This is a genomic window from Pseudarthrobacter phenanthrenivorans Sphe3, from assembly GCF_000189535.1.
GTDB lineage: Bacteria > Actinomycetota > Actinomycetes > Actinomycetales > Micrococcaceae > Arthrobacter > Arthrobacter phenanthrenivorans.
On the sequence record NC_015145.1, the window covers coordinates 2,058,123 to 2,078,301 of the forward strand.

General features: G+C 64.5%; 23 protein-coding genes. 12 read left to right on the forward strand and 11 right to left on the reverse strand.

What is annotated here, in order from left to right:
* Window positions 1-25: 25 nt before the first annotated feature.
* The 3 genes from ASPHE3_RS09460 to ASPHE3_RS09470 all read right to left on the reverse strand — a co-directional run bounded on the left by ASPHE3_RS09460 (window position 26) and on the right by ASPHE3_RS09470 (window position 2,287).
* Window positions 26-490 carry an NfeD family protein gene (locus tag ASPHE3_RS09460; protein ID WP_013600999.1) on the reverse strand — a complete coding sequence of 155 codons (465 nt, stop codon included), beginning with the start codon at window positions 488-490 and terminating at the stop codon, window positions 26-28.
* Between the two features lie 176 nt (window positions 491-666).
* Window positions 667-1,551 carry a methyltransferase domain-containing protein gene (locus ASPHE3_RS09465; protein ID WP_013601000.1) on the reverse strand — a complete coding sequence of 295 codons (885 nt, stop codon included), beginning with the start codon at window positions 1,549-1,551 and terminating at the stop codon, window positions 667-669.
* 55 nt (window positions 1,552-1,606) lie between these two features.
* A complete protein-coding gene (locus tag ASPHE3_RS09470) occupies window positions 1,607-2,287 on the reverse strand; it encodes a peptide deformylase (protein ID WP_013601001.1) in 681 nt (226 codons plus the stop codon).
* 60 nt (window positions 2,288-2,347) lie between these two features.
* On the opposite strand from ASPHE3_RS09470, the gene ASPHE3_RS09475 reads away from it, so the two are divergent.
* Entirely contained in the window at window positions 2,348-2,764 is a 417-nt protein-coding gene (locus ASPHE3_RS09475; RefSeq protein ID WP_013601002.1) for a nuclear transport factor 2 family protein, read from the forward strand.
* Here the strand turns inward: ASPHE3_RS09475 and ASPHE3_RS09480 are convergent.
* Genes ASPHE3_RS09480 through ASPHE3_RS09490 form a run of 3 tightly spaced genes read right to left on the reverse strand, consistent with a single transcriptional unit; the run spans window position 2,727 to window position 5,852 of the window.
* A complete protein-coding gene (locus ASPHE3_RS09480; RefSeq protein ID WP_141000349.1) occupies window positions 2,727-3,941 on the reverse strand; it encodes an FAD-dependent oxidoreductase in 1,215 nt (404 codons plus the stop codon). The genes ASPHE3_RS09475 and ASPHE3_RS09480 overlap by 38 nt on opposite strands.
* A gap of 1 nt (window position 3,942) precedes the next feature.
* Window positions 3,943-4,593, reverse strand: a complete 651-nt coding sequence (locus tag ASPHE3_RS09485) for a methyltransferase domain-containing protein (protein WP_049786125.1) — start codon at window positions 4,591-4,593, stop codon at window positions 3,943-3,945.
* 50 nt (window positions 4,594-4,643) lie between these two features.
* Window positions 4,644-5,852: a type III polyketide synthase gene (locus ASPHE3_RS09490; protein WP_013601005.1), complete on the reverse strand. Its 1,209-nt coding sequence runs from the start codon at window positions 5,850-5,852 to the stop codon at window positions 4,644-4,646.
* A 272-nt stretch (window positions 5,853-6,124) separates the two neighbouring features.
* On the opposite strand from ASPHE3_RS09490, the gene ASPHE3_RS09495 reads away from it, so the two are divergent.
* From ASPHE3_RS09495 to ASPHE3_RS22035, 4 genes are all read left to right on the forward strand, one after another.
* Complete coding sequence (locus ASPHE3_RS09495) at window positions 6,125-7,378, forward strand: tyrosine-type recombinase/integrase (RefSeq protein ID WP_013603027.1); 1,254 nt, start codon at window positions 6,125-6,127, stop codon at window positions 7,376-7,378.
* Window positions 7,375-7,719 carry a helix-turn-helix domain-containing protein gene (locus ASPHE3_RS09500; protein ID WP_012311535.1) on the forward strand — a complete coding sequence of 115 codons (345 nt, stop codon included), beginning with the start codon at window positions 7,375-7,377 and terminating at the stop codon, window positions 7,717-7,719. The genes ASPHE3_RS09495 and ASPHE3_RS09500 overlap by 4 nt, the downstream gene beginning before the upstream one ends.
* Before the next feature lie 172 nt (window positions 7,720-7,891).
* Window positions 7,892-9,247 (forward strand): site-specific integrase, encoded by a 1,356-nt coding sequence (locus tag ASPHE3_RS09505; RefSeq protein ID WP_013599276.1) that lies wholly within the window; start codon window positions 7,892-7,894, stop codon window positions 9,245-9,247.
* A gap of 112 nt (window positions 9,248-9,359) precedes the next feature.
* Entirely contained in the window at window positions 9,360-9,812 is a 453-nt protein-coding gene (locus ASPHE3_RS22035) for an META domain-containing protein (RefSeq protein ID WP_167536970.1), read from the forward strand.
* Between the two features lie 177 nt (window positions 9,813-9,989).
* On the opposite strand, the gene ASPHE3_RS09515 is transcribed toward ASPHE3_RS22035, so the two are convergent.
* The 3 genes from ASPHE3_RS09515 to ASPHE3_RS22260 all read right to left on the reverse strand — a co-directional run bounded on the left by ASPHE3_RS09515 (window position 9,990) and on the right by ASPHE3_RS22260 (window position 13,404).
* Window positions 9,990-11,573 (reverse strand): esterase/lipase family protein, encoded by a 1,584-nt coding sequence (locus tag ASPHE3_RS09515; RefSeq protein WP_013601008.1) that lies wholly within the window; start codon window positions 11,571-11,573, stop codon window positions 9,990-9,992.
* A gap of 692 nt (window positions 11,574-12,265) precedes the next feature.
* Window positions 12,266-13,057, reverse strand: a complete 792-nt coding sequence (locus ASPHE3_RS09520) for an AfsR/SARP family transcriptional regulator (RefSeq protein WP_013601009.1) — start codon at window positions 13,055-13,057, stop codon at window positions 12,266-12,268.
* A gap of 197 nt (window positions 13,058-13,254) precedes the next feature.
* The gene (locus tag ASPHE3_RS22260) at window positions 13,255-13,404 is read right to left on the reverse strand and encodes a hypothetical protein (protein ID WP_013601010.1); all 150 of its coding nucleotides are present in this window, start codon (window positions 13,402-13,404) and stop codon (window positions 13,255-13,257) included.
* A 288-nt stretch (window positions 13,405-13,692) separates the two neighbouring features.
* On the opposite strand from ASPHE3_RS22260, the gene ASPHE3_RS09525 reads away from it, so the two are divergent.
* From ASPHE3_RS09525 to ASPHE3_RS09540, 4 genes are all read left to right on the forward strand, one after another.
* Window positions 13,693-14,001, forward strand: coding sequence for a hypothetical protein (locus tag ASPHE3_RS09525; protein WP_013601011.1), 309 nt, complete (start codon window positions 13,693-13,695; stop codon window positions 13,999-14,001).
* Complete coding sequence (locus ASPHE3_RS09530) at window positions 14,001-15,224, forward strand: polysaccharide deacetylase family protein (protein ID WP_081459833.1); 1,224 nt, start codon at window positions 14,001-14,003, stop codon at window positions 15,222-15,224. Before ASPHE3_RS09525 ends, ASPHE3_RS09530 begins: the two co-directional genes overlap by 1 nt.
* On the forward strand, window positions 15,221-16,267 hold the full coding sequence (locus tag ASPHE3_RS09535) for a glycoside hydrolase family 18 protein (RefSeq protein WP_013601013.1): 1,047 nt from the start codon (window positions 15,221-15,223) through the stop codon (window positions 16,265-16,267). The genes ASPHE3_RS09530 and ASPHE3_RS09535 overlap by 4 nt, the downstream gene beginning before the upstream one ends.
* Before the next feature lie 62 nt (window positions 16,268-16,329).
* A complete protein-coding gene (locus ASPHE3_RS09540) occupies window positions 16,330-16,923 on the forward strand; it encodes a hypothetical protein (protein WP_013601014.1) in 594 nt (197 codons plus the stop codon).
* Between the two features lie 2 nt (window positions 16,924-16,925).
* On the opposite strand, the gene ASPHE3_RS09545 is transcribed toward ASPHE3_RS09540, so the two are convergent.
* Complete coding sequence (locus tag ASPHE3_RS09545; protein WP_013601015.1) at window positions 16,926-17,399, reverse strand: VOC family protein; 474 nt, start codon at window positions 17,397-17,399, stop codon at window positions 16,926-16,928.
* A 95-nt stretch (window positions 17,400-17,494) separates the two neighbouring features.
* Here ASPHE3_RS09545 and ASPHE3_RS09550 point away from each other — a divergent pair, with 95 nt between their 5' ends.
* Together ASPHE3_RS09550 and ASPHE3_RS09555 are read left to right on the forward strand one after the other, a co-directional pair.
* Window positions 17,495-17,905, forward strand: coding sequence for a DUF3054 domain-containing protein (locus tag ASPHE3_RS09550; protein WP_013601016.1), 411 nt, complete (start codon window positions 17,495-17,497; stop codon window positions 17,903-17,905).
* A gap of 71 nt (window positions 17,906-17,976) precedes the next feature.
* Window positions 17,977-18,258, forward strand: a complete 282-nt coding sequence (locus tag ASPHE3_RS09555; RefSeq protein WP_013601017.1) for an Lrp/AsnC family transcriptional regulator — start codon at window positions 17,977-17,979, stop codon at window positions 18,256-18,258.
* An 11-nt stretch (window positions 18,259-18,269) separates the two neighbouring features.
* On the opposite strand, the gene trpD is transcribed toward ASPHE3_RS09555, so the two are convergent.
* A complete protein-coding gene (gene trpD, locus ASPHE3_RS09560; protein ID WP_013601018.1) occupies window positions 18,270-19,325 on the reverse strand; it encodes an anthranilate phosphoribosyltransferase in 1,056 nt (351 codons plus the stop codon).
* 148 nt (window positions 19,326-19,473) lie between these two features.
* Here trpD and ctaE point away from each other — a divergent pair, with 148 nt between their 5' ends.
* Window positions 19,474-20,112 (forward strand): aa3-type cytochrome oxidase subunit III, encoded by a 639-nt coding sequence (ctaE, locus tag ASPHE3_RS09565; protein WP_174266592.1) that lies wholly within the window; start codon window positions 19,474-19,476, stop codon window positions 20,110-20,112.
* Window positions 20,113-20,179: the final 67 nt, after the last annotated feature.

Here is a 20,179-nt window from a genome sequence, read left to right on the forward strand (position 1 = left end):
CTTTTTCCCCATTGTTCAGGCTGTATCAGGACTTGCGGTCGGCGTCCGGCGCTGCCGACACTACGGCGGTGGCTCCATCTATCGCGGCTACAACGACTTTCTGCCCGGCGGGCAGGACCCCGGCAGCCGAACGGGCGCTCCAGATATCCCCGCCGATCTTGACCAGCCCGCCATCCGAGGTCACCGGTTCCATGACCACGGCCTGTTCTCCGATCAGCCGGTCCACGTTGGTCCGCTGCTCAGAGGGACCTTTCTTGAGGTGGGACAGCGCAACCGGGCGGACAAAGGCGATCATGAGCAGGGAGACGACACAGAAGACCACGATCTGCAGCCACGCGTCGGCGCCGGCAAAATCAGCCACGAGGGCGGCAAGGGCGCCTCCGCCGAGCATGATGAAGAAAAGGTCGAGCGTGATCATCTCGACCACTGCGAAGGCGAGGAAAGCGGTGAGCCACACTGCCCACCAGTTCTCGCCCAACCATTCGAACACTGAGTTCCCCCTTCGCTACGGCGGCGCGCGTCCGCGGACCGTCCAGTAACTGTCCTTCAATCCTAGTGCCGCGGGCCGTTCCGCGGGCGGGGCCGGGACTGTTGCCGGGGATAGTGGCCAAGTCGTTACGCCGCTTGCTTGAGCGCGGTCCCGGCCCTACGCGGGGCCGGCCTTAGTTACAGAAGGCCGGGCGCGGCATGGCGGAAGAGCGTGAGCCGGAACCTGGCTTCGGATTCGATGATCCCGGGTTGGTCCGCCAGCCGGGCGGCGATGGCCTGGCGGTCAAAGTGGTGGCCGGCGGGGCCCATAAAGGCCGCATCTGCTGCTTCTTTGTGCGTCAGTGCGAGGCGGAAGTCAACGTGGTGGGTGTCCTCCACCTCGAAGTAGGGCGCCATGGACGAGGTGAGACGGTCGTCCTTGCCTTCCTCGATCCCGAGCATGCCCGTGAGCGCTGCGATGGAGGCCAGATGTCCCGAACGCGGGGTCACTACCACCAGCCTCCCGGTCGGCCGCAGGACGCGCGAGAACTCCGGTGCGTTCCGGGGGGCAAAAATGACGGTGATGGCGTCCACGGAGTTGTCCGCCACCGGCAGGGGCTGCCAGACGTCACAGACCAGGTTCACTGCCTCGGGGTTAAGGCGGGCAGCCCGCCGCAGGGCGAATTTCGAGATGTCCAGCCCCACGGCCGCCACGTTCCGCCGCCCCGCCGCTGCAGCATCCAGCAGCGTGCGAAGGTAGTGCCCGGTCCCGGTTCCCGAATCCAGGACGACGGCGGGATCCCCGGAGAGCAGGGGAACGACGGCGGCCGCCACGGCGTCTGCCAGCGGCCGGTAGTGCCCGGCCGCCAGGAAGTTGAAGCGCGCTTCCACCATCTCGGCCGTGTCGGCCTCGAAGGCTGTGCCTTTTCCCACGAGCAGGTTGTAGTAGCCCTGCCGGGCCGCATCGAAACTGTGGCTGGAACTGCATGCCAGCCGGCCCTGGCCCGGGGCCGGTGGCTCCTGCAACTGCAACTGATCGGAGCAGACAGGGCACAGCAGCGAAAGGCCGGGGGTGGAGGGCATGGACACCATCCTATTGCCCGCGCACCGCGCCGGCCCTGGAGCCATGGCCCGGAACTCAGCGGACGCTGATACCGGCAGGGCCGGCGTCGAATCCCAACCCCTCACTGGCCTTGCCGATGCCGGGCCCGGCCCAGTGGGCTGCGTACTCTGCGTTGCTGCTCAGTGATCGGAGCTGCGCGCGGTCCACGTACAGGACACCGTTCAGGTGGTCAGTCTCGTGCTGGACGATCCTTGCCTGCCAGCCCTCGAATTCCCGCTGCACTCCTGAGCCATCGGGTGCCTGGAACTCCAGCAGGACTTTCTCCGGCCTGGCCACCACGGCCTGCAGCCCGTTCAGTGACAGGCACCCCTCATAAAAGGAGGCCATGTCCGTTCCCAGCGGCGTGTACCGCGGGTTCACGATGGCCAGGAACTCCAGGGGGCTCCGCTTGCGCAGGGCCGCCGCTTCAGGATCCACATCGTACTGGTCCTCAACCACCGCGATTTGGAGCGGGATGCCGAGCTGCGGCGCCGCCAGTCCCACGCCCGGGGCTTCATGCATGACCTCCCGCATCAGGGATATGAGACCGTCCAGCTGCACTGCAGAGAGCTGCCCGTCATAGGCGGCGGCCCGCTGGCGGAGGGCCGGGTGGCCCGCCTGCACAATGGGCGGCAGGGTGCCGGCGGAGAGGATCCGTTCCACCAACTCCGTGATCTGTTCACTGCTGAGGGTGGTTTCAGGCGGGGTGTGGCTCATGCAGAAAAGCCTACTGGTGGTGCCGGAGCGTTCCCGCCGTGCTGGGCTAGTGTCGTCTCCATGGCTGAATACCCCACCAAAACAACCACCCCCCTAGACTGCGTCCTCGGGTTTATCCGTGTGCTGGAAGCGGGTGGAGGTGCCGCCGGCATCAGGCCCTACCTGGCTGATTCGTTCGAGCTGGTGGAAGCTCCGCACCTCCTGGCCCCGGAGGGTTCCAAGCGGTCGCTCTCCTCGGTCCTGGCAGGTGCGGACCAAAGCCGTCAGGTGGTGGCGAACCAGCAATTCAGCATCACGCGGACAACCTGCGAAGGCGGCAGGGTGGTTGTGGAGGCGGACTGGTCCGCCACCGTCCTGATGGACCTCCCGTACTGGGACAAGGGGGAACGGATCCGGGCCAGGACATCCTCGGTTTTCGTGGTCAGCAACGGCAGGATCATCAGCCAGGACAGTTACGACTGCTACTACCGGACGTGATGCCGGCAGGCCGTAGTGCCGGCACGGCCTGCTGCATGGTGAAGCGCCTGGCCGTCCAGCGGTTGACCGCCGCGGAGGAAGCGGCGGCGCCAAGGGCAAAGTTCCGCAGTTTGAGGAGGGGCGGCGGCAGCGGCCGGCCCAGCAGCATGTTGACTTCGGCCTGGCGCCGGGCCACTACGGCGGCACGATGCCGGGCGGCCTCGAATTCCCTGAACCCGCTTCCGGGGTGCTTCAAGCGCACTGCCTCGCAAAGGAGCGGCGCCAGCGCCTCGGCGTCGAGCCAGCCGAGATTCATGCCCTGTCCGCCGATCGGGCTGATTTCGTGGGCGGCGTCGCCCAGGAGGAGCACCCGGCCGGCCACGGTGTGGCGTGCCAGCGTGGACCTGACGCTGAAGGCACTGAGCATCGTGTTGGTCCCTGCCGCGGGCAGAATCCCGGTGCGTTGCAGCACCAGCCGGGAAAGTTTGACGGCATCGCAGGAGCCGGCGGGCCGGCCCAGCCGGACCACCCACCGCCGCAGCCCGCCAGGCAGCGGAAAGGACTCGACGATCCCCTCCGGTTCGAGGAACAGGACGGCCATCTGCCCGTGGTCCCCGGCGTCGGAAAAGTCGCCCATCAGGTAGTGGTCCGGGTAGTGCCTGGTCTTGACGGGTACCCCCAGCAGATCGCGCAGCGGCGACCGTGCGCCGTCTGCCGCCACCACGAAGGAGGCCTCAAACCGCCCTCCGCGCGACGTTCCCCGTTCAGAAGGTTCGACGACGGCGGCGGCCCTGTCGCCGTCGTCTTCCAGTCCGGTGACCCTTGCGCCCCTGACGATGGCCCCGCCGTCGAACGCCTGGACGCGTTCCTCCAGGAGCTGTTCCGTCCTGAACTGGGGGAGGGAAAGCACGAACGGATACTCCTCCGACACGCCCGAAAAGGACATGGTGCCCACGGTTTTCCCGCCGCTTACTGCCATTCCCGTCCGGATGGGCACTCCCTCCTGCACCATCGCCGCGGCCAGCTGCAGCCGGTCCAGCGCTTCCAGGGCCGGCGGGTGGATCCCGATGGCGCGGCTGTGCAGGTTCCGCCCCTTCCTCTGTTCAAGGACGCGGACGCTGAGGCCCTCCTGGAGCAGGCGTGCGGCCAAGTAAAGTCCCACCGGCCCTGCGCCGACAATCACAACGTCTATCGCCACGTCAGTTCCCGCCGTAGGCCAAAACCTGGTGGAACACGCTTCCTGCCCGGACCGTCCAGCCTGGGGGAGCGATGGCCCCGAGTTCCCGGGCCGTGTAGCTGCGCCGGATGGAGGTTAGACCGTCGGCACGGATGAAGGACCGGCGAAACGGCAGGGCCGCTGCGCTGAAAAGGGCGTAGGCGGCCGGGCTCCGGCGCAGGTCGTTGTGCAGGGCTGCGTGTCCGGCCAGGATTTCCGAGTGCGCCAGCAGTTCCTGAAGCTGGCCGGCCGCAAGGTGGTGGAGGACGTGGTTTGAGATCACGAAGTCGTACTGCCTGCCCTCGCGCACCAAGTCGGAGCTATGGGCCTGCCGGAACGCCACCCCGGAGACGGGTGTGCGCCGCGCCGCGAAAGCTGCGGCGCGCGGGTCGGGGTCGATGCCGGTCACGTGGAGGGTCAGCTGGTCGCGTGCCGCCCATCGGGCCAGCATCAGGGCAAGGTCTCCGCCGCCGGAGCCGATGTCCAGGAGTGTTGCCGGCCGCGAACCGTCGGCAAGGAACGGGCGCACCTCACGGAGGTACAAACGCCGCCAGCCGGACAGTACACGGTTGATCAGGGCGAACTGGCGGTATGTGTTGTCCAGGGCCTGCGGGTCACAGTCCGGCAGGTCCATGATTTCCACGGCCCCCGCCGCGCGCTGCCGCAGCAGAAGGTCCACGGAAATCAGCCCACCGGCGCTTCCACGGGCAGGCGGTCCTGCTGGTTCGCCTGGTGCTTCCGGTACGCGGAGGCCCGGGCAGGTGCTTGCCGCAGCTTGGTGAACAGCGCCGTTTCCACCGTCAGCCCGGGCCCGAACGCCATGGAGCAGATCCGTTCGTCCCCGGCCTGTGGGGCCTGTTCCAGGATGTTCCTGATCACAAAGAGAACCGTTGCGCTGCTCATGTTTCCGTAGTTCCGCAGAATTTCCCGGGCCGGGAGCAGTTGCTTTTCCGTGAGGCCCAGCCTGGATTCGACCTTGTCCAGGATGCTGCGCCCGCCCGGGTGGATGGCCCAGTGGGGGATGGCGGAGTAGGGGAGGGCGGCCAGGCCCGGTTCGCGGGCGAGGAGCGGTTCCAGTGCACCCACAATGTGGTCGTCAATAATGTGTGGAACGTAGTTGCCCAGGACCATTTCGAAGCCGTTGTCACCGATATTCCAGGCCATCGAATCCTCGCCAACGGGCGTGAGGACCGTCTCGAAGTGGTCCAGCTGCAGCAGGGCGTGCTCCTCTGAGCCGGGCCGGGCAGTGACGACGGCGGCTGCGGCACCATCGGCGAAAAGGGCTGAGCCCATGATGGTGTCGGGATCGTTCGAGGTCCTGACATGCAGGGAGCAGAGCTCGGCGCAGACCACCAGGACCACGGCGTTTGGATCGGCCTCGCAGAAGAGCTTGGCGGCGCGTAATGCGGGAAAAGCCGCGTAGCAGCCCATGAAGCCGAGGTGGTAGCGCTGGACGGCGGGATCCAGGCCGAGCTCACGCACGATCTTGTAGTCGGGCCCGGGGTTGAAGAAACCCGTGCAGGAAACTGTGATGAGATGAGTTATGTCAAGTAAATCGAGTTCCGGGTTGGCGTCCATGGCGGAGCGGGCGGCCTGGACGAACAGCTTGGTGGCTTCACGGGCAAAGATCTCGTTACGGACCTTGGTGCTGGGATTCAGCAGCAGACCCGTCCGGGGGTCGTAAAACTGCGGATCCTCGGACCGGGCTTCATTCGTCAGTTCCTCAACGGCCGTGAACCGGGTGTCAATGGCAGCTGAATCAAAGCACGTGCCCACCAGCCGCGACCCGAGCCTGGACAGGCCCGGCTGGGCGGCAAACACGTCCCGGGCTTCGGCCTGGATCAGCATTGTTGTCGGGACTGCAGTTTCGAGTGAACGCACATAGACCGTCATTGACCCATTCTTAAGGAGCCCCGGCTTTAAGGCAACGGTTCCGGCCGGGCCGATGACCTGCGGACTTGTTCCCAGCTCAAGCATTCGGGGACACTTGGGCAACCCCTGCCGCGATCCTGATCAAACGCCGATAATCTACATTATGTCAAGTTGTAAAAAGGTTGTTCGCAATTTCTGCGAATACGTCCACTCTCGATAACGGCTTGTTTAGGCCTAGATAACGGCTGTGAGCGGCCGGTTTGTTTGTCTGGTCACGGCAGGGATCCGTTCAGGTGAGCCCGGACGTGCTGCGCTGCATGTCCACAAATTGGCGTCGTATCAGGCATCCTGGGCTCGCAGTTTGCATTTTTTGCATTCTGACTGCAAAACTTGCAGTCGGCATTGGAGGCTTCTTGGGTGATAAGTTCGGCGGTCTCGCGTTCTTGCCGCTGCCGAATCGGGAGCCGGATCGTGACGCGTTCCTGAGCGAGGTGCTCACCGGGTGGAAGAGATCCCACTTGGCGCAGAACTTCACCCTGCAGACGACCAAGCGCCGGGTCGCCTCGGTGATGCGCCTGTCGGACTTCTCGGGCAAGTATCCGTGGGAATGGGGCCCGGTCGACGCGGATGAGCTGTTCGCCCATCTGCGCGGTGTTGAGAACCTTGCCCTTTCCACCGTCCGGGCGTACCAGACGGACATCAAGCTGTTTTGCGAGTATGCGACCAACCCTGAATACCCGTGGAACGAGAACTGCGGGCGGCTCTTCGGGACCACCTTTTCCCAGGTGATCACCGAGTTCAACAAGGCCCGGCACGTCCAGGATGCCGATATGGGTCCAGAGAAGCGTGCCTTCACTCTCGAGGAGCTGCAGGCATTCTTCGACCTGGCCGACCTGGAGGTCGAACGGATCATTAATTCGGGGCGCAAGGGCGCTCTTGCCGCCTGGCGTGACGCCGTGGCCTTCAAGACCGCCTACGGCTGGGGCCTTCGGCGCGACGAGCTTCGTCACCTCAGCCTCGTGGATTTTTCCCGCAATGTTAAGGCCCCGTACTTTGGTGACTACGGCATTCTGCGCGTCCGGTTCGGGAAGCCGCAGAAGGGCTCCCCCAAGAAACAGCGGTCCGTCCTGACCCTTCTGGACTGGGCGGCCGAGGCGGTTGATGACTGGGTCAGGCGCGGTCTTCCCCGGTATGGGCAGCCTGTCGGCGACCTCTTCCCGACTGACCGTGGCGGCCTGGTTCCGGAAAAGAACCTCCGGGCTCGGATGCGCGGGTTCCTTGATGAACTCGGCTTTCCGCCGGGGCTTGATCTTCACTCCCTGCGCCGGTCCTATGTCACGCATATGCAGACCGAGCACGGATATGACACCAAGTTCATCTCAATGCAGGTTGGCCACGAGCACACATCGACGACCACGATCTACACCCTGCCCTCCCCCGACTATGCCGCACGCGAACTCGAACGCGTTCTCAACAGCACCCTGCTGGCCAGCAACAGCAGGGTGCTGACCAAACCCACAACGCCTTCCGGAAAGACACCACGATGAACCGTCAGATCGACTACCAGTTTCGCGTCAAGGAGCTGATGGCACGCGCCGGGATGCGAAACAGCCGTGATCTTGTTGCTCCGCTTCGGGAGCGCGGCATTACGCTCTCCGAGTCGCAGATCTACCGGCTCGTCGGCCAGAACCCGGATCGGATCTCGTTCCAGGTCCTGGCTGCGCTCTGCGACATTTTCAAGGTCGAAGCCAACGAAATCCTCACCTACACCGCAACGGACGCCCGCACTCAGCGCCGTCGAACCGCGGTCGGCGACGGCACGGATGTCCCCCTTCTGGCCGCCTACCGGCCGGTTCGGGCGCGCATTACCCGCCCCCATGAGCAGTGAGTTCAAGCCGCGTGGCCGTCCCCGCTCCAACAGGACGAGCGAGGGCTGCGACCGCTGCGGAAAGACCACCGGAAAAATCCGGGTCCGTTGGCCAGACGGACGCATCTGCGGCATCTGCTTCACGAACGCAACCCACCGATACGGCCGATGCCCGCTCTGCGGCGCCGACAGAATGCTCCCCGGCCGGACCGATACAGGCGAGGACATCTGCCGGGAGTGCGCCGGCATCACGACGAACCTCACCTGTGACAACTGCGGCCGCGAGGCTGAGCGCTTCCGCGGCGGGCATTGCATCTCCTGCGTACTCACCACCGATCTGACCGAGCTCCTCAGGCCAAATGACCCGCCCGACCTGCGGCTAAAACGCCTGATCAAGATATTGACCGACTCCACCCGGCCCGAGAGCATCTACACCTGGCTGCGCGGCCACGGCGGTCGATCCGCGTCACTGCTCAAGCGAATCGGCGACCGAGAGATCGAACTCTCCCACCAGGCCTTCGACGAGCTTCCGAAGACGCCGGCGGTCGAGCACCTCCGGGCAATCCTCACCCACAACCGGATCCTTCCCGCCCAGGAAGACCGTCAGCTGGCCATGTTTGAACAGTGGCTGGAAGAACGCCTCGACCAGCTCTCCACTACACCGGAAATCCACGCACCCATCGAGCGTTTTGCGCGCTGGCATCACCTCAAAAGGCTTCGGGCGGAATCGTCCGCGACGAAGAACATGAACTACGCCGTGCGCTCGGCGAAACAGGAGATCACCGAGGCGGGAAAGTTCCTCCGTTGGCTCCACGACGAGCACGGCAGGACAGCATCTTCCATCCGCCAGATGCATCTCGACGAATACCTCTCCGAGGGCACCTCGACCCGGCGACATATCCGGAACTTCATCCAATACCTCAAGCGGGAAACGCCAGGGAAGGACATCCAGGTCGCTGCGCGGTTGGCCAGAACAACACCTGTCCTCAGCCAACAGGAACGCCTGGACCTCGTCCGCAAGCTCATCGAGGCCGACAACGTCGCCGTCTCGATCCGCATCGCGGGGCTGATCTTCCTGCTCTATGGCATCCCCATCGGCAGAATTGCCATGCTCACCATCGACGACGTCGAAGTGACCGTCAAGGGCATGTTTCTCAATCTCGGCCGGTACCCAGCGCCCATCCCCGAGCTGCTGGCACCCATGTTCTGGGCCCACCTCCAGAACCGCGGCGGCCAGCAGACAGTCAACCGCGACACGCGCTGGCTCTTCCCGGGCGTCCGCGCAGGATCCCCCCGCTCCCCCAACACCCACCTGCTAAAGCTTCGCGGGATGGGCGTCAACATCCAGGGCATCCGCAACGCCACCCTGCAGAGCCTGGTCAAAGAAATCGACGCGACCTCACTCGCACGCATGCTCGGATACAGCAAGCAGACTCTGTCCCGCCACGCGGGAGCCACCAGCGCACCCATGGCAAGCTACGTCGTTGGCAAGAACCCCCACTTCACCCGAGAACGCAGCCGCGACCAACCGGCGGAAGAAACCCAGTGACAAAGCCCGCGCCCGCGTATAGGCTCCGACCAGCTTCCATCTTCAGGGGGAATCGATGAAGCATTCACGATTATGGCGAAACAGTTTTTGTCTGCTATCTCTCAGCCTGCTCATGACTTCGTGCGCGTCAGGCACCATCGACCAAGCGGCGACGGACGTCAGCACGCCTTCCCCGACCGTTTCCACGCCTCCCGCGGCGACATGCGCGTCATTCCTGCCGACCGCCGCATGTTCGCAATACGTCAGCATTTCGGCGACATCCAACGGCGTCGACCTGCCGTGGGCTGCGGCAGGCGGGCTGAGAGTGGAACTTTATTCCGTCAACGGAGAGCTCCAGTTCGGGGCGAAAACCCCGTGCAATCCGATCAGCGCTCCGGCGGTGATCAACGGGAACACCCTCACACTCGACAAACCCGCAGTCGGGGCGATGGGCTGCGCCGGCGAGTCTTCTGCGCAGGAGCAATGGGTCATGCAATTCCTAAGCCGGCCCATCGAAATGGCGTTCGTCCAGGACACCCTGACTTGGACCGCCGGAGCGGACACGCTCAGCTTCAAAAGCAAATAGCAGCCCCTGGTCTGGGCGTGACCCTTCGCCCACTTGGTCTGACGCTTTGGCAGTGACCTCAAGCAGTTATCAACAACACCTTGGACTCCGCCGGGGGACAGAGAATAAGCCCCAAACTGATAACCCGCTTACCCAGTTGAACAAGGATTAGTGCATTTGGTGCACGGTCACCCCCCGCTAGAGTTTCAGCTTCCGCGGCGTTACGGTCAGCCTGATTCCCGCGTTGGGTCCGAGCAGTTCCCTTGAAACCTCCGGAACGTCAATTCGGCCCTGCCACCGGTTTGGCGTGGTGTCGCTGTCCTTGAGCTGGTCCTTGTCCTCCGGGTTCCAGTCACGAAGTGCCGTGGGAATCGTGCTGTTCCAGGCGGCCCAGGCCTGAGGCAGCGGCCGATCCGGGCCGGGCGGCTGGATCTCCACTACGAGCGTGTCCTGCCAATCCTCTGTTTGTTCCAGATGGTCGGCAAAGAAGAAATGCCCTTCCTTTTCCCTGATCGACATGAGCCGGAGCCTGAGTGCATGCCGTAGCCGGGGCACTTCCCTGCCGCCAACGCGCGGCCTTGGCGCTTTCGAGGAAAGGAACGTGGTCAGCAGCGGAACGGGTGAATCGATGGGGTCGCCTTCCTTCCAGTGCTCCACCTGGACCGGACAGAAATGGGCGGCGCTTTGTTCGTGGACCATTACGGGAAGCCCCCGGATTGCCAGGCCCACATCAAGCTGGAACTCGACATCGGGCGGGGCTGTTTTTCCGACGATGAACCCGATGAGTTCCACCTCAACCTTGAGATCGCCGAAGAGGAAGCGCTGGAGGTTCTGGTAGCCCTCCTCCGAATTGACGATGCCATACCGGCCGCTGTGGCTGCGGTGCACAACGGCCAGGGGCGCCCCCCGCACTGCCGCATTGTCGATCTGGACCAGGCCGTCGCTTCGCGCTCCCACCGCCTTGGAGGACAGCCCGAATGCGACGTCGTAGTCCTCCGGATTGGAGCCGACGAGGCAAAACAGCTCGTCCACCGGGAACCCGCCGGGGGGCATCACCGTCCCGCTGAAGGACTCGCGGGTGAGCGTTCCGCGGAGGGGCGGCGGGGTAAGGTACTCGTACATTCTGTCCGGCCCGAAAATGTCGGCCCCCTGCAGTCCGGTGGCATCGCGGATCTTCTCAAGCAGGCCAAACCCGACGGCGAAGCGGATTCCCCCATGGGGCGTGGCGTAGGTGAAAACCCTGGCGACGAACTTCGCCCCAGCAGCCGGATCGAACGCGCCGTCGTCGCCTGCGACACTTTCCGGAATGACGCGCTGCAGGAGTGAACGGCAAATGAGCCCTCCCATGGAGTGCGCCACCAGGAAGACCTTCGGTGCACCGGTCTTCTCCAGGACAAGCCGGATGAGCCTGAACAGGTCCCGGGCGGCTTCCTCAAAGGAGAAAGCCTCGGCGTCCTCTTCGAAAGTGTCCGCCGAGTCATCATAAAACCGGTGAATCCACACAGATGCCGGGTTCACCGAGCCGGCATCTGCACTGTTGAGGAACGCCCACTGGTCTCCGTGAACCGGGACCTCGTACTTGTGGTCGGTCACCAGCCGCAGCATTGGCGACTCAAACTGGTGGAACTTTGCCCGCCCGTTGCTGTCCGCACGCACGTGCACCGAGCCTTGGCTGAATCCGTAGAAGGGATCGTCCACGGCGGTGTTTACTGCGGAGCCGGTTCCCGCGAAGCCGCGGACGTAGATCACAGGCAACCTGCCATCGTCGCCGGGAAATCCCATAACGTGTTCCTCCTGAACCAACAACCCCAGGGTTCCGGGGCGGCGCTGCGCCCCTTGGGCAGAGTGCACCACCCCAGGCGTTACCGCAGCGTTACGCCCCCCCTTTTTCCTGCCGGCATGCCCCTCCCCTGCCCGGTAACGCGGCCGTAACGGCGCCGGCAGTCTACTGAACTCAAGCGAGCCAGCGTCAGAGGAGCACGCCGTGAATGACCGGGAAGCCCCCACGCACAAACGGGTCATGGCGCACTGCGATGCAAAACCGCAGGCGCCTCCCCCTGATCCCACGCTTCACAGCAAGCGTCACAGGGCATTGGCCAATCTTGCGCCAATATTTCAGAAACGCGGGCTAACTCCTGATTTTCCTCGAGCAAGATCAGAGAAGCCAAGGGGAATGTGTCCGGCACGGGCGCCGCAACTTGAGGCAGCAGGGGGATGGCTCGGGACAGAAGCCTGGATCTTCCCACAAGCGTTGGGCCAGAGCGGGGAAGGGCGGCCGGTACATGAGGGACCATCATTGGTCGGAACCTGCCGGTGAGTCGGGAGCAGGCCCCCAGGGTGCCTCCGCAGGTTTCATGATCATCCGTACCTGGCATGAGCCAGGCCACCCCCAGGGTTTCAGGGCCAGAATTACCTACGGGCAAGCGGCTGCTGATGAACAGAACACCGTGACCACCGCGGATCCGGGTGAAGTACTACGAGTGGTGAAGAGCTGGTTGGCCGCCCAACCAGGAGTCACCGGCCGGAATTAGGCGTTTCCTTCCCGCCCGGGACTGGCCCGCGAGGACGGCGGCCAGGAGCTCCCCTACCGACTTGGACGGCGGCAGCCCCATGTCTTCCTTCAGCTGCCGCCGGTACCGCTCGTAGGCCCGGAGTGCAGCGGCAGGGTTTCCCTGCCCCATCTCTGCCCGGATAAGGAGCGTCACCGCCGTCTCGTAGAGGGGCTCGACGGCGAGTGCTGCCTCAGCAGCCGCCTCCGCTGTCCCCATATCCCCCAAGGCAAGGGACGCCGTCGAAATATCAGTAAAGGCCCGCAGCCGCTCCTGCTGAAGCCGCGTCTGTTCAATCATCACCCAGTCCTCGTACCACCCGGGCAGCAGCTGCGCATCCCGCAGGTCGTGCAAGAGGGACGTGGTACCTGGGCCGTACTCTCCCTGGCCCAACGCCCGGATCTGCAGCCGCACCCGCTGCAGGTCGACATCCACCCGATCACTGAGGGAAAGCATCCGGCCTTCGTTCACCAGCAGACCGGGCACCTGGCGGGATATCAGGTGGACACTGACCCGCAGGCTCTCCAAAGCCTTCGAATCGGGGTACTCAGGCCACAACAGCCCAACCAGGTAGCTGCGCAGGTGCGGTCCCTTGAGGGCCAAAGCGGCGATAAGCCTCTGCTGCCGCGTGGCAACATGCAGCGCCGCTCCGTTCCGGCGGAGGCGCCAGGTCCCGAGCATGTCCAGTTTTAATTCTCCATAGCCGTCGTCGCCCATGGGAACCTGATTTCGGCTCAGTAAGAATGCGGTCCATTTGTAGAACTGAGCATCCTCACCGCGGCGGGACTTGTCAATGCCGGTTTCTCCACAACCCCCAAGGGGAGAGCACGCTATCTCTTTGGGAGCACGCGGGCATGGAGCCTTGCTGCAAGGCCCGACGGCGGCACGCGGCTGGTCGCCCGCGTCCACGCCTTCTACGATTTGGCGCCGATCCCTGCTCCGACGACGGCTCCCACCCCAAGGCCAAGCGCAAAGCCGAGGAACGGACTGTCGAAGACGGCGAGCCCCAGGGTGATTCCCACAGCAGCGCCGAGGAGGCAACAGATCCAAAGCGGCTTGTTCACAGGGCCTCCAGCAACGGAATACTCGTCAATTCAGTCATCCAGAGACTACTGCATGAGTGGTTGGTTCCCTCCGGAAAGACAAGGCTGTGGGCAGGTACCGGACGAATCGCATTCGAGTACTTCCCACGCATGCGAAGGACCGTCCACAGCCATAAGGTCTTTGCCATGGCGGTATAACGGCTTCGGTTTGCCGCTTGCACTCCGGGGGCGGCGATCGAGCAGCGGTCCTCCCCTTCAGCTGAAGCAGACGGCGTTGGTGCACCAGGTTCTGACCTTGGAGGATCTCGAATGCCGCAACCGCCTTATACCGATCCCGGGAACGCCGGCCTGTCCGTACTCCCCCACCCCGCGACAGAACCCCTGAAGCGCGATGCCGTCCGGGAGGAGGCACTGAGGCAGTCCCCCGGCATCCCGATCCTGATGCTCCGGCGGGCCCCCGTCAAGGTCCGGTCCAGCACGGGCCACGCCATCGCCTATACCGTTACCCATGTCCTGGTAGAGCGGGAGGATGATGACGGTTACCACGTGCGGTGGGAAGCTGCCTGGATGGTGCGGCGCCTGCCGGACAGTCCGCCTGGGGCGGGGCAGGGAGCCTGATGACGAAAGGACGCTCCCCTCTCCCGTCCGGGGTGGAACCCGCTTCCTGCCATCCGTCAGGCAACCGTTCGCGGCTCCTGGGCTGCCTGGTATCCGGGGTCCTGGTGCTGGTACTTTCCGTGGTGGGGATGCTTCCAGCCGCCACTGCTTTTGTTCCACAGGGCGGATACGGGCAGGCTTCCGGCTTCCCCGAGGACCTGCGGAGGCTAAGCGACCTGGGGGACATCCCCACGATCGGGCTTGAGCCGGGTGAAGCGGCCTTCAACCGCGTTGCGCTGGTGGAACGGCGGGCCGGCAAGACCCTGCTGAGGGATCCGTTCACCAACACTGTATGGCGTGAGGTTACCGCCGAGGAGGCGGAGCTGGCCGGCGGCAGCACCTACGTTGTGGAGGCCTTTGGCCGCCTCCCGGAACGAACCCTCACGCTGATCTTCGCTGACGGGCCGGACCCCCGGTACACTCCTGGAATCCTGGACCTCCTGGCAGAGGAAGGAATGCCGGCAACGTTCTTCACGGTGGGTGAAAACATCATCAAACACCCGGACGTTTTCCGGCGCCTGGTCCGGGAGGGCCATCTGGTGGGCAACCACACCATGTCCCATGGCGACTTCCACGCGCAGGACGATGGGTTCAACCGGCAGCAGATCATTGGAACGGACCGGGTGATGCGTGCGGCGGACAATTACGAAAGCCGGTTATTCCTCATCCCCGCCGGCGGGGCGGAAAGCAGGACGCTGGCCCTGCTGCATGCCCAGCACCTCGGTTACCTCCCCTTGAACCAGGACCTTGACATGCGTGACAGGGGCTCTGAGCCGGGGAGTACCGCTGCTGTGCCCGAGTTGGATGGAAAGGGCCGCATCGTGCTGCTCAACGTCGGCGGCGGCCCCACCGCAACCCTTGAAATGCTGACGCAGCTCATTTCCCGGGCAAAGGCCCAGGGCTACACCTTCACTACCCTTGAACCACTGCTGCCTTCGCCTTTCGTACCGAAACACGGCGTGGAGGCCAGTGTGGAGGACAACCTGGCCATGGCGGCCCTGACCAGCTACTTCTTCACCCCCAACATGCTGCTGCAGCACTGGCTGCCCTGGTTCGGCATCGGATCCCTGGCCATCCTCACGTTCCTGTTCGTGGGCCGGGGTGGTCTCAGGAACGGCCTTGGCAGGGACAGCCGGCAGGGGGAACGGCAGGGGCACAGGAGGCCCGGTGGGCGTGCATTATGAGGAGCACGCTCGTTTTCCTCCTGGCAGCGGTGCTTACCCTTGCTGCCTGCAGTCCAGGCGGGCAGCCGGTCCCGGAGGCCACGACGGATGACGGCGGGCAGGGTCCGGGGTGGTTTGGGGGCTACGTTGACGTGACCCTGACGCCCGGATACCTGCTCCACCACCGGCCTGCCGTGCAGGGAACCCCAGTCCTGTCGTTCGTCAGCTCGGACCCCCACCGGCCCTGCGAGCCCTCATGGGGCGGGACATACGGCCTTGACCTGGCCAATGAAAAGCTGGAACTTGACGCGCAAGTCGAAAGTTTTAGGAAAGCGGGCGGGAGCATAGGCGTCTCTTTTGGCGGGCAAAGGGGCACGGAGCTTGCGGTGGCCTGTCCCGACGTCGATTCACTGACCGGGGCTTACGCGGCCGTTATCGACAGGTACAGGCCTGATGTTGTTGATCTCGACATCGAAGGGGCAGGCGCGTCCGACGCGGCAGCAGCGGAACGGCGCGCCGCCGCCGTCGCACGTCTCCAGGCGGCCCGGCCGGCAGGGGACCCACTCAGGGTGTGGCTGACCCTGCCTGTCTCGCGTGACGGCCTGACGCCTGCCGCGGAGCTCTCGGTGCAGACCATGCTGGGGGCCGGCGTGGACGTGGCGGGCGTGAATGTCATGACCATGAATTTCGGGCCGCTGCCGGCGGGCCAGTCCATGCGGGATGCGTCCGTGCAGGCGGCCGAAGCAACACACCGGGCGCTCGCCGCCCTCTTCGCGAAGAACGGCCTGCCCACCGGAAATTCCGCTGTCTGGCACAGGATCGGGCTGACCCCAATGATCGGCGTCAATGACGTGGAAGGCAATGTACTCAGCCTTGCCGACGCCGAGGCGCTCGAAGCCTTCGCAGCCGAACGCGGCCTGGGCCGAATGTCCATGTGGTCGCTGAACCGGGACGTGGCCTGTGAGGCGCCGCAGGACGGAGCCACGCACAGCTGCAGCGGAGTGCAGCAAGAGCCGGGAATGTTCGCTGAGGTGCTCGGCAGGTCCTTCACTGGACTGCCTTGATACAGTCCGGCCACTGGCCAATAATTGAGGCTTCAGGTGGCAGGGACGGCTGGAGGCAGCGCATGCGCAGGGTGGGCTTGGCGGCGGCCGGCGTGACAGCCCTGCTCCTTGTGGCTGCGGCCTGCCAGGGCCCGCGGCCGCTGGACGGCGACGAGGCCGTGGTGGACGACACGTTCGTGACCGCCTATTCCTGGCACGACAACACTCCGCCCGGCTCCACCATCATCAGCAATCCTGTCCTGCATGACGTAGCCGGGGGAACCGGAACCTTCGAGGATCCGGTGACCATCGCCGTCGGGCATTCCCGCGAAACGGGGCGAAGCGTCCTGGACTTCCCGGCCGGTACGCGGATCTACCTTCCCAACGTGCGCCGGTACTTCATTGTGGAAGACGCGTGCGGGGACGGCCCAACACCCGAGGAGGGACCGTGCCATGTTGGCGCCGATGACCACGGGGATGCCTCGGTATGGATTGACATCTGGATCGGCGGCGACGGCGAAAGTGCCAGGTTCGTGCGCGACTGTGCCCTGCGGGTAACGGGCGTCCAGACCGCAGTCTTCAACCCGGGCGACCAGTACGTGGTGGCCCCGGGAGAAGGAGTCATCCATGACGGCGAGTGCGACTCCGGATATGGCAACGACCTCGTTACCCGCTGACTTCAGCCCTCGTAGGCTTTCTGCAGTTCCGCGATGTCCAGCTTGCGCATGCCCAGCATCGCCTCCATGGCCCGCTGGGAGCCATGCGGGTCAGGGCCCCCGATCAACGACGGCAGCGCCGACGGCACGATCTGCCAGGACACCCCAAACCGGTCTTTGAGCCAACCGCACTGGCTTTCCGATCCGCCTTCCGTCAGCGCCGACCAGTACCGGTCCACGGCGGCCTGGTCCTCACACTCCACCACGAAAGAAACTGCTTCCGTAAAGCTGGACCCCCTCGCACCATTCAGGGCCGTAAACCTGCGCCCTTCCAGTTCAAAGTCGACGGCGATTGCCTCTCCCGGAGTCCCGGGGCCGCCGTCGCCAAACCGGGAAACGTTCAGGATTTTCGCATCATCAAAAACCGAGGTGTAGAACTCTGCCGCATCCTCCGCCTGGTTTTCGAACCAGAGGCAGGTCCCGATATTGCGTGGCATAGGTTGCTCCCTTCCGGCTCGAGCCTAGTGCTCCGCTCCGGTGCACACAACGCTCCCGGGTGATAGGGCGGCACGGTGGCATTAGGCTCGAATCCATGAGTTCCAGCACTGTGAAATCCCCCAAGCGGGCCTCCCTCCCCCGGGTACTGGCCGCCGTGGCGGCCGATGCTGCCCTGATCCTGGTTTTTGCCGGCATCGGGCGGGACGCCCATCAGCGCGGAGATGTTGTGGCCGGCGTGCTGTTGACCGCCTGGCCTTTCCTGGCGGGAGCGGCGGTGGGCTGGCTGGGGGCCCGAGCATGGCGTGACCCGCTGTCCGTGCCGCGAAGCGGACTGCCCATCTGGACCGGCAGCGTGGCGGGCGGGATGGCGCTTCGCGCCCTCACGGGACAGACCGTGGTCCTGCCGTTCGTCATTGTGGCCACGCTGGCCCTGGGACTCTTCCTGCTCGGCTACCGACTGGTTGCCGCCGGCCTTCGGCGCCGGGGCGGTCCGGATCAGGGCTGATGTAATAGGCTGGCAGGACCGAAGAGCTCGCCGGGCACTGCTGCGGCGCAAAAGATCCGGAAGGGTTTATCGTGATCACCGCTTTTGTTCTGATCAAGACCGACGCTGCCCGCATCCCCGAGACAGCTGAGGAGATCTCCGCGATCGAGGGCATCAGCGAGGTGTACTCCGTTACCGGTGAATGGGACCTCATTGCCGTGGCGAGGGTGCACAGGCACGAGGACTTGGCCGACGTCATCGCCGACCGGCTTTCCAAAGTGCCCGCCGTTGTCCACACCACCACGCACATAGCTTTCCGGGCGTACTCCCAGCATGACCTGGACGCGGCCTTCTCCCTGGGCTTCGAGCAATAGGCGCAACCCGCTCAGCGAGCGGTAAGGGAGACCCACTTCTCCAGGACGGCAGCCGCCGCACCCGAATCAACCGACTCGGCGGCGCGGGCGAAAGCGCGGCGCATCCGCTCAACGAACGGCCCCTCCGCAGTCTTATCAAAGGCCACAAGGCCCGCTGCGGCATTCACCAGTACGGCATCCCGGGCAGGACCCTCCTTGCCGGCGAGGACGTCGCGGACAACGGCGGCGTTTACTTCCGCATTTCCGCCGCGCAGCTGTTCCACCGTGGCCAGCTCGATGCCGAGGTCCTGCGGTGAGAAGGTCAGTTCGGTGACCCGTCCATCCCGGATCTCCCATACGGTTGACGGCCCGGTAGTGGTGAGCTCGTCCAATCCGTCGTTGCCGCGGAACACCAGACCCCTGCTCCCCCGCTGCGCCAGGACGCCGGCTACCAGTGGCGCCATTCTGGCGTTGGCGACGCCGACCGCTGAGGCCTGCACGTTGGCCGGGTTCGTGAGCGGGCCCAGGAAGTTGAAGGCGGTGGGGATGGAAAGCTCACGGCGGGGCACCGCCGTGTGACGGAAGGAGGGATGGAATACCTGGGCAAAGCAGAAAGTGATTCCCGCCTCCTCAGCATTGCGGGCCACCTCCTCGATGGTCAGGTCGAGGCGGACGCCCAGGGCCTCAAGGACATCCGCGGACCCCGACGACGACGAGGCTGCCCGGTTGCCGTGCTTGACCACTTTTGCGCCGGCTCCGGCTGCCACCAGGGCGGCCATCGTGGAGATGTTCACCGTGTTCAACTGGTCACCGCCGGTGCCCACGATGTCGAGTTTTTCGCCCGAGATTGCGACAGGTTTGGCGTGCGCCAGCATGGCAGCCACTAGGCCGGAAAGCTCCTCCACGGTCTCGCCCTTGGCGCTGAGCGCCACCAGGAAACCGGCTATCTGGGCCGGCGTGGCGTCACCGGACATGATGGTGTCCATCGCCCATGCGGTGTTGTCCGCGGTGAGGTCGGCGCCGCTGATCAGTGCCGAGATCAGGCGGGGCCAAGAGTTACCGGACGCTGCAGAAGCCTGTGAAGTCACCTCCTGATGCTATCGAGCGTTGGCGGGCACTGACCAATGTGAACCCCTCCGGGAACTTTTCATTGCGATTTCGCGTCTTTGTAGAAAAAGTCCCCCGAAAAGGCGGTTTGCGTTGGGCAGCACGGACTTTTACAGACATAATGTCTATGTGACATCTGCGACCCATGCCCCCAGTACCCCGGCGCACCCCACGCTGAACCGCCCCAACATGGTTTCCGTCGGAACCGTTGTGTGGCTGTCCAGCGAGTTGATGTTCTTCGCCGGTCTCTTCGCCATGTACTTCACACTGCGCTCCACGAGCGGACAGATGTGGGCGGAAGAGACGGCCAAGCTCAACTTCCCCTTTGCGCTCGCCAACACGATCGTCCTCGTGGCAAGTTCGTTTACCTGCCAGATGGGCGTCTTCGCGGCCGAACGGCTGCAGCCGCGCCGGACCGGCGGTGCGTTCCAGTTCGCCCGCTGGGGAATGAACGAATGGTTCACGCTGACGTTCCTCATGGGCGCCTTCTTCGTTGCCGGCCAGGCCACCGAATACGCGATGCTGGTTTCCGAGCACGTCTCGCTCTCCTCCAACGCCTACGGCTCCGCCTTCTACATCACCACCGGCTTCCACGGCCTCCACGTGATCGGCGGCCTCATCGCCTTCCTGCTGATCATGGGCAGGGCCTTTGCGGCCAAGAAGTTCGGGCACTTCGAAGCAACCTCCGCGATTGTCACTTCTTACTACTGGCACTTCGTGGACGTCGTGTGGATCGGCCTCTTCCTGGTCATCTACGTACTCAAGTAGCCAGCTTTGATTCTTTTTCTACAAGAGGCAGAATTTCAGGTAGCGGCTCCCGGAGCCGGCGCAGGAT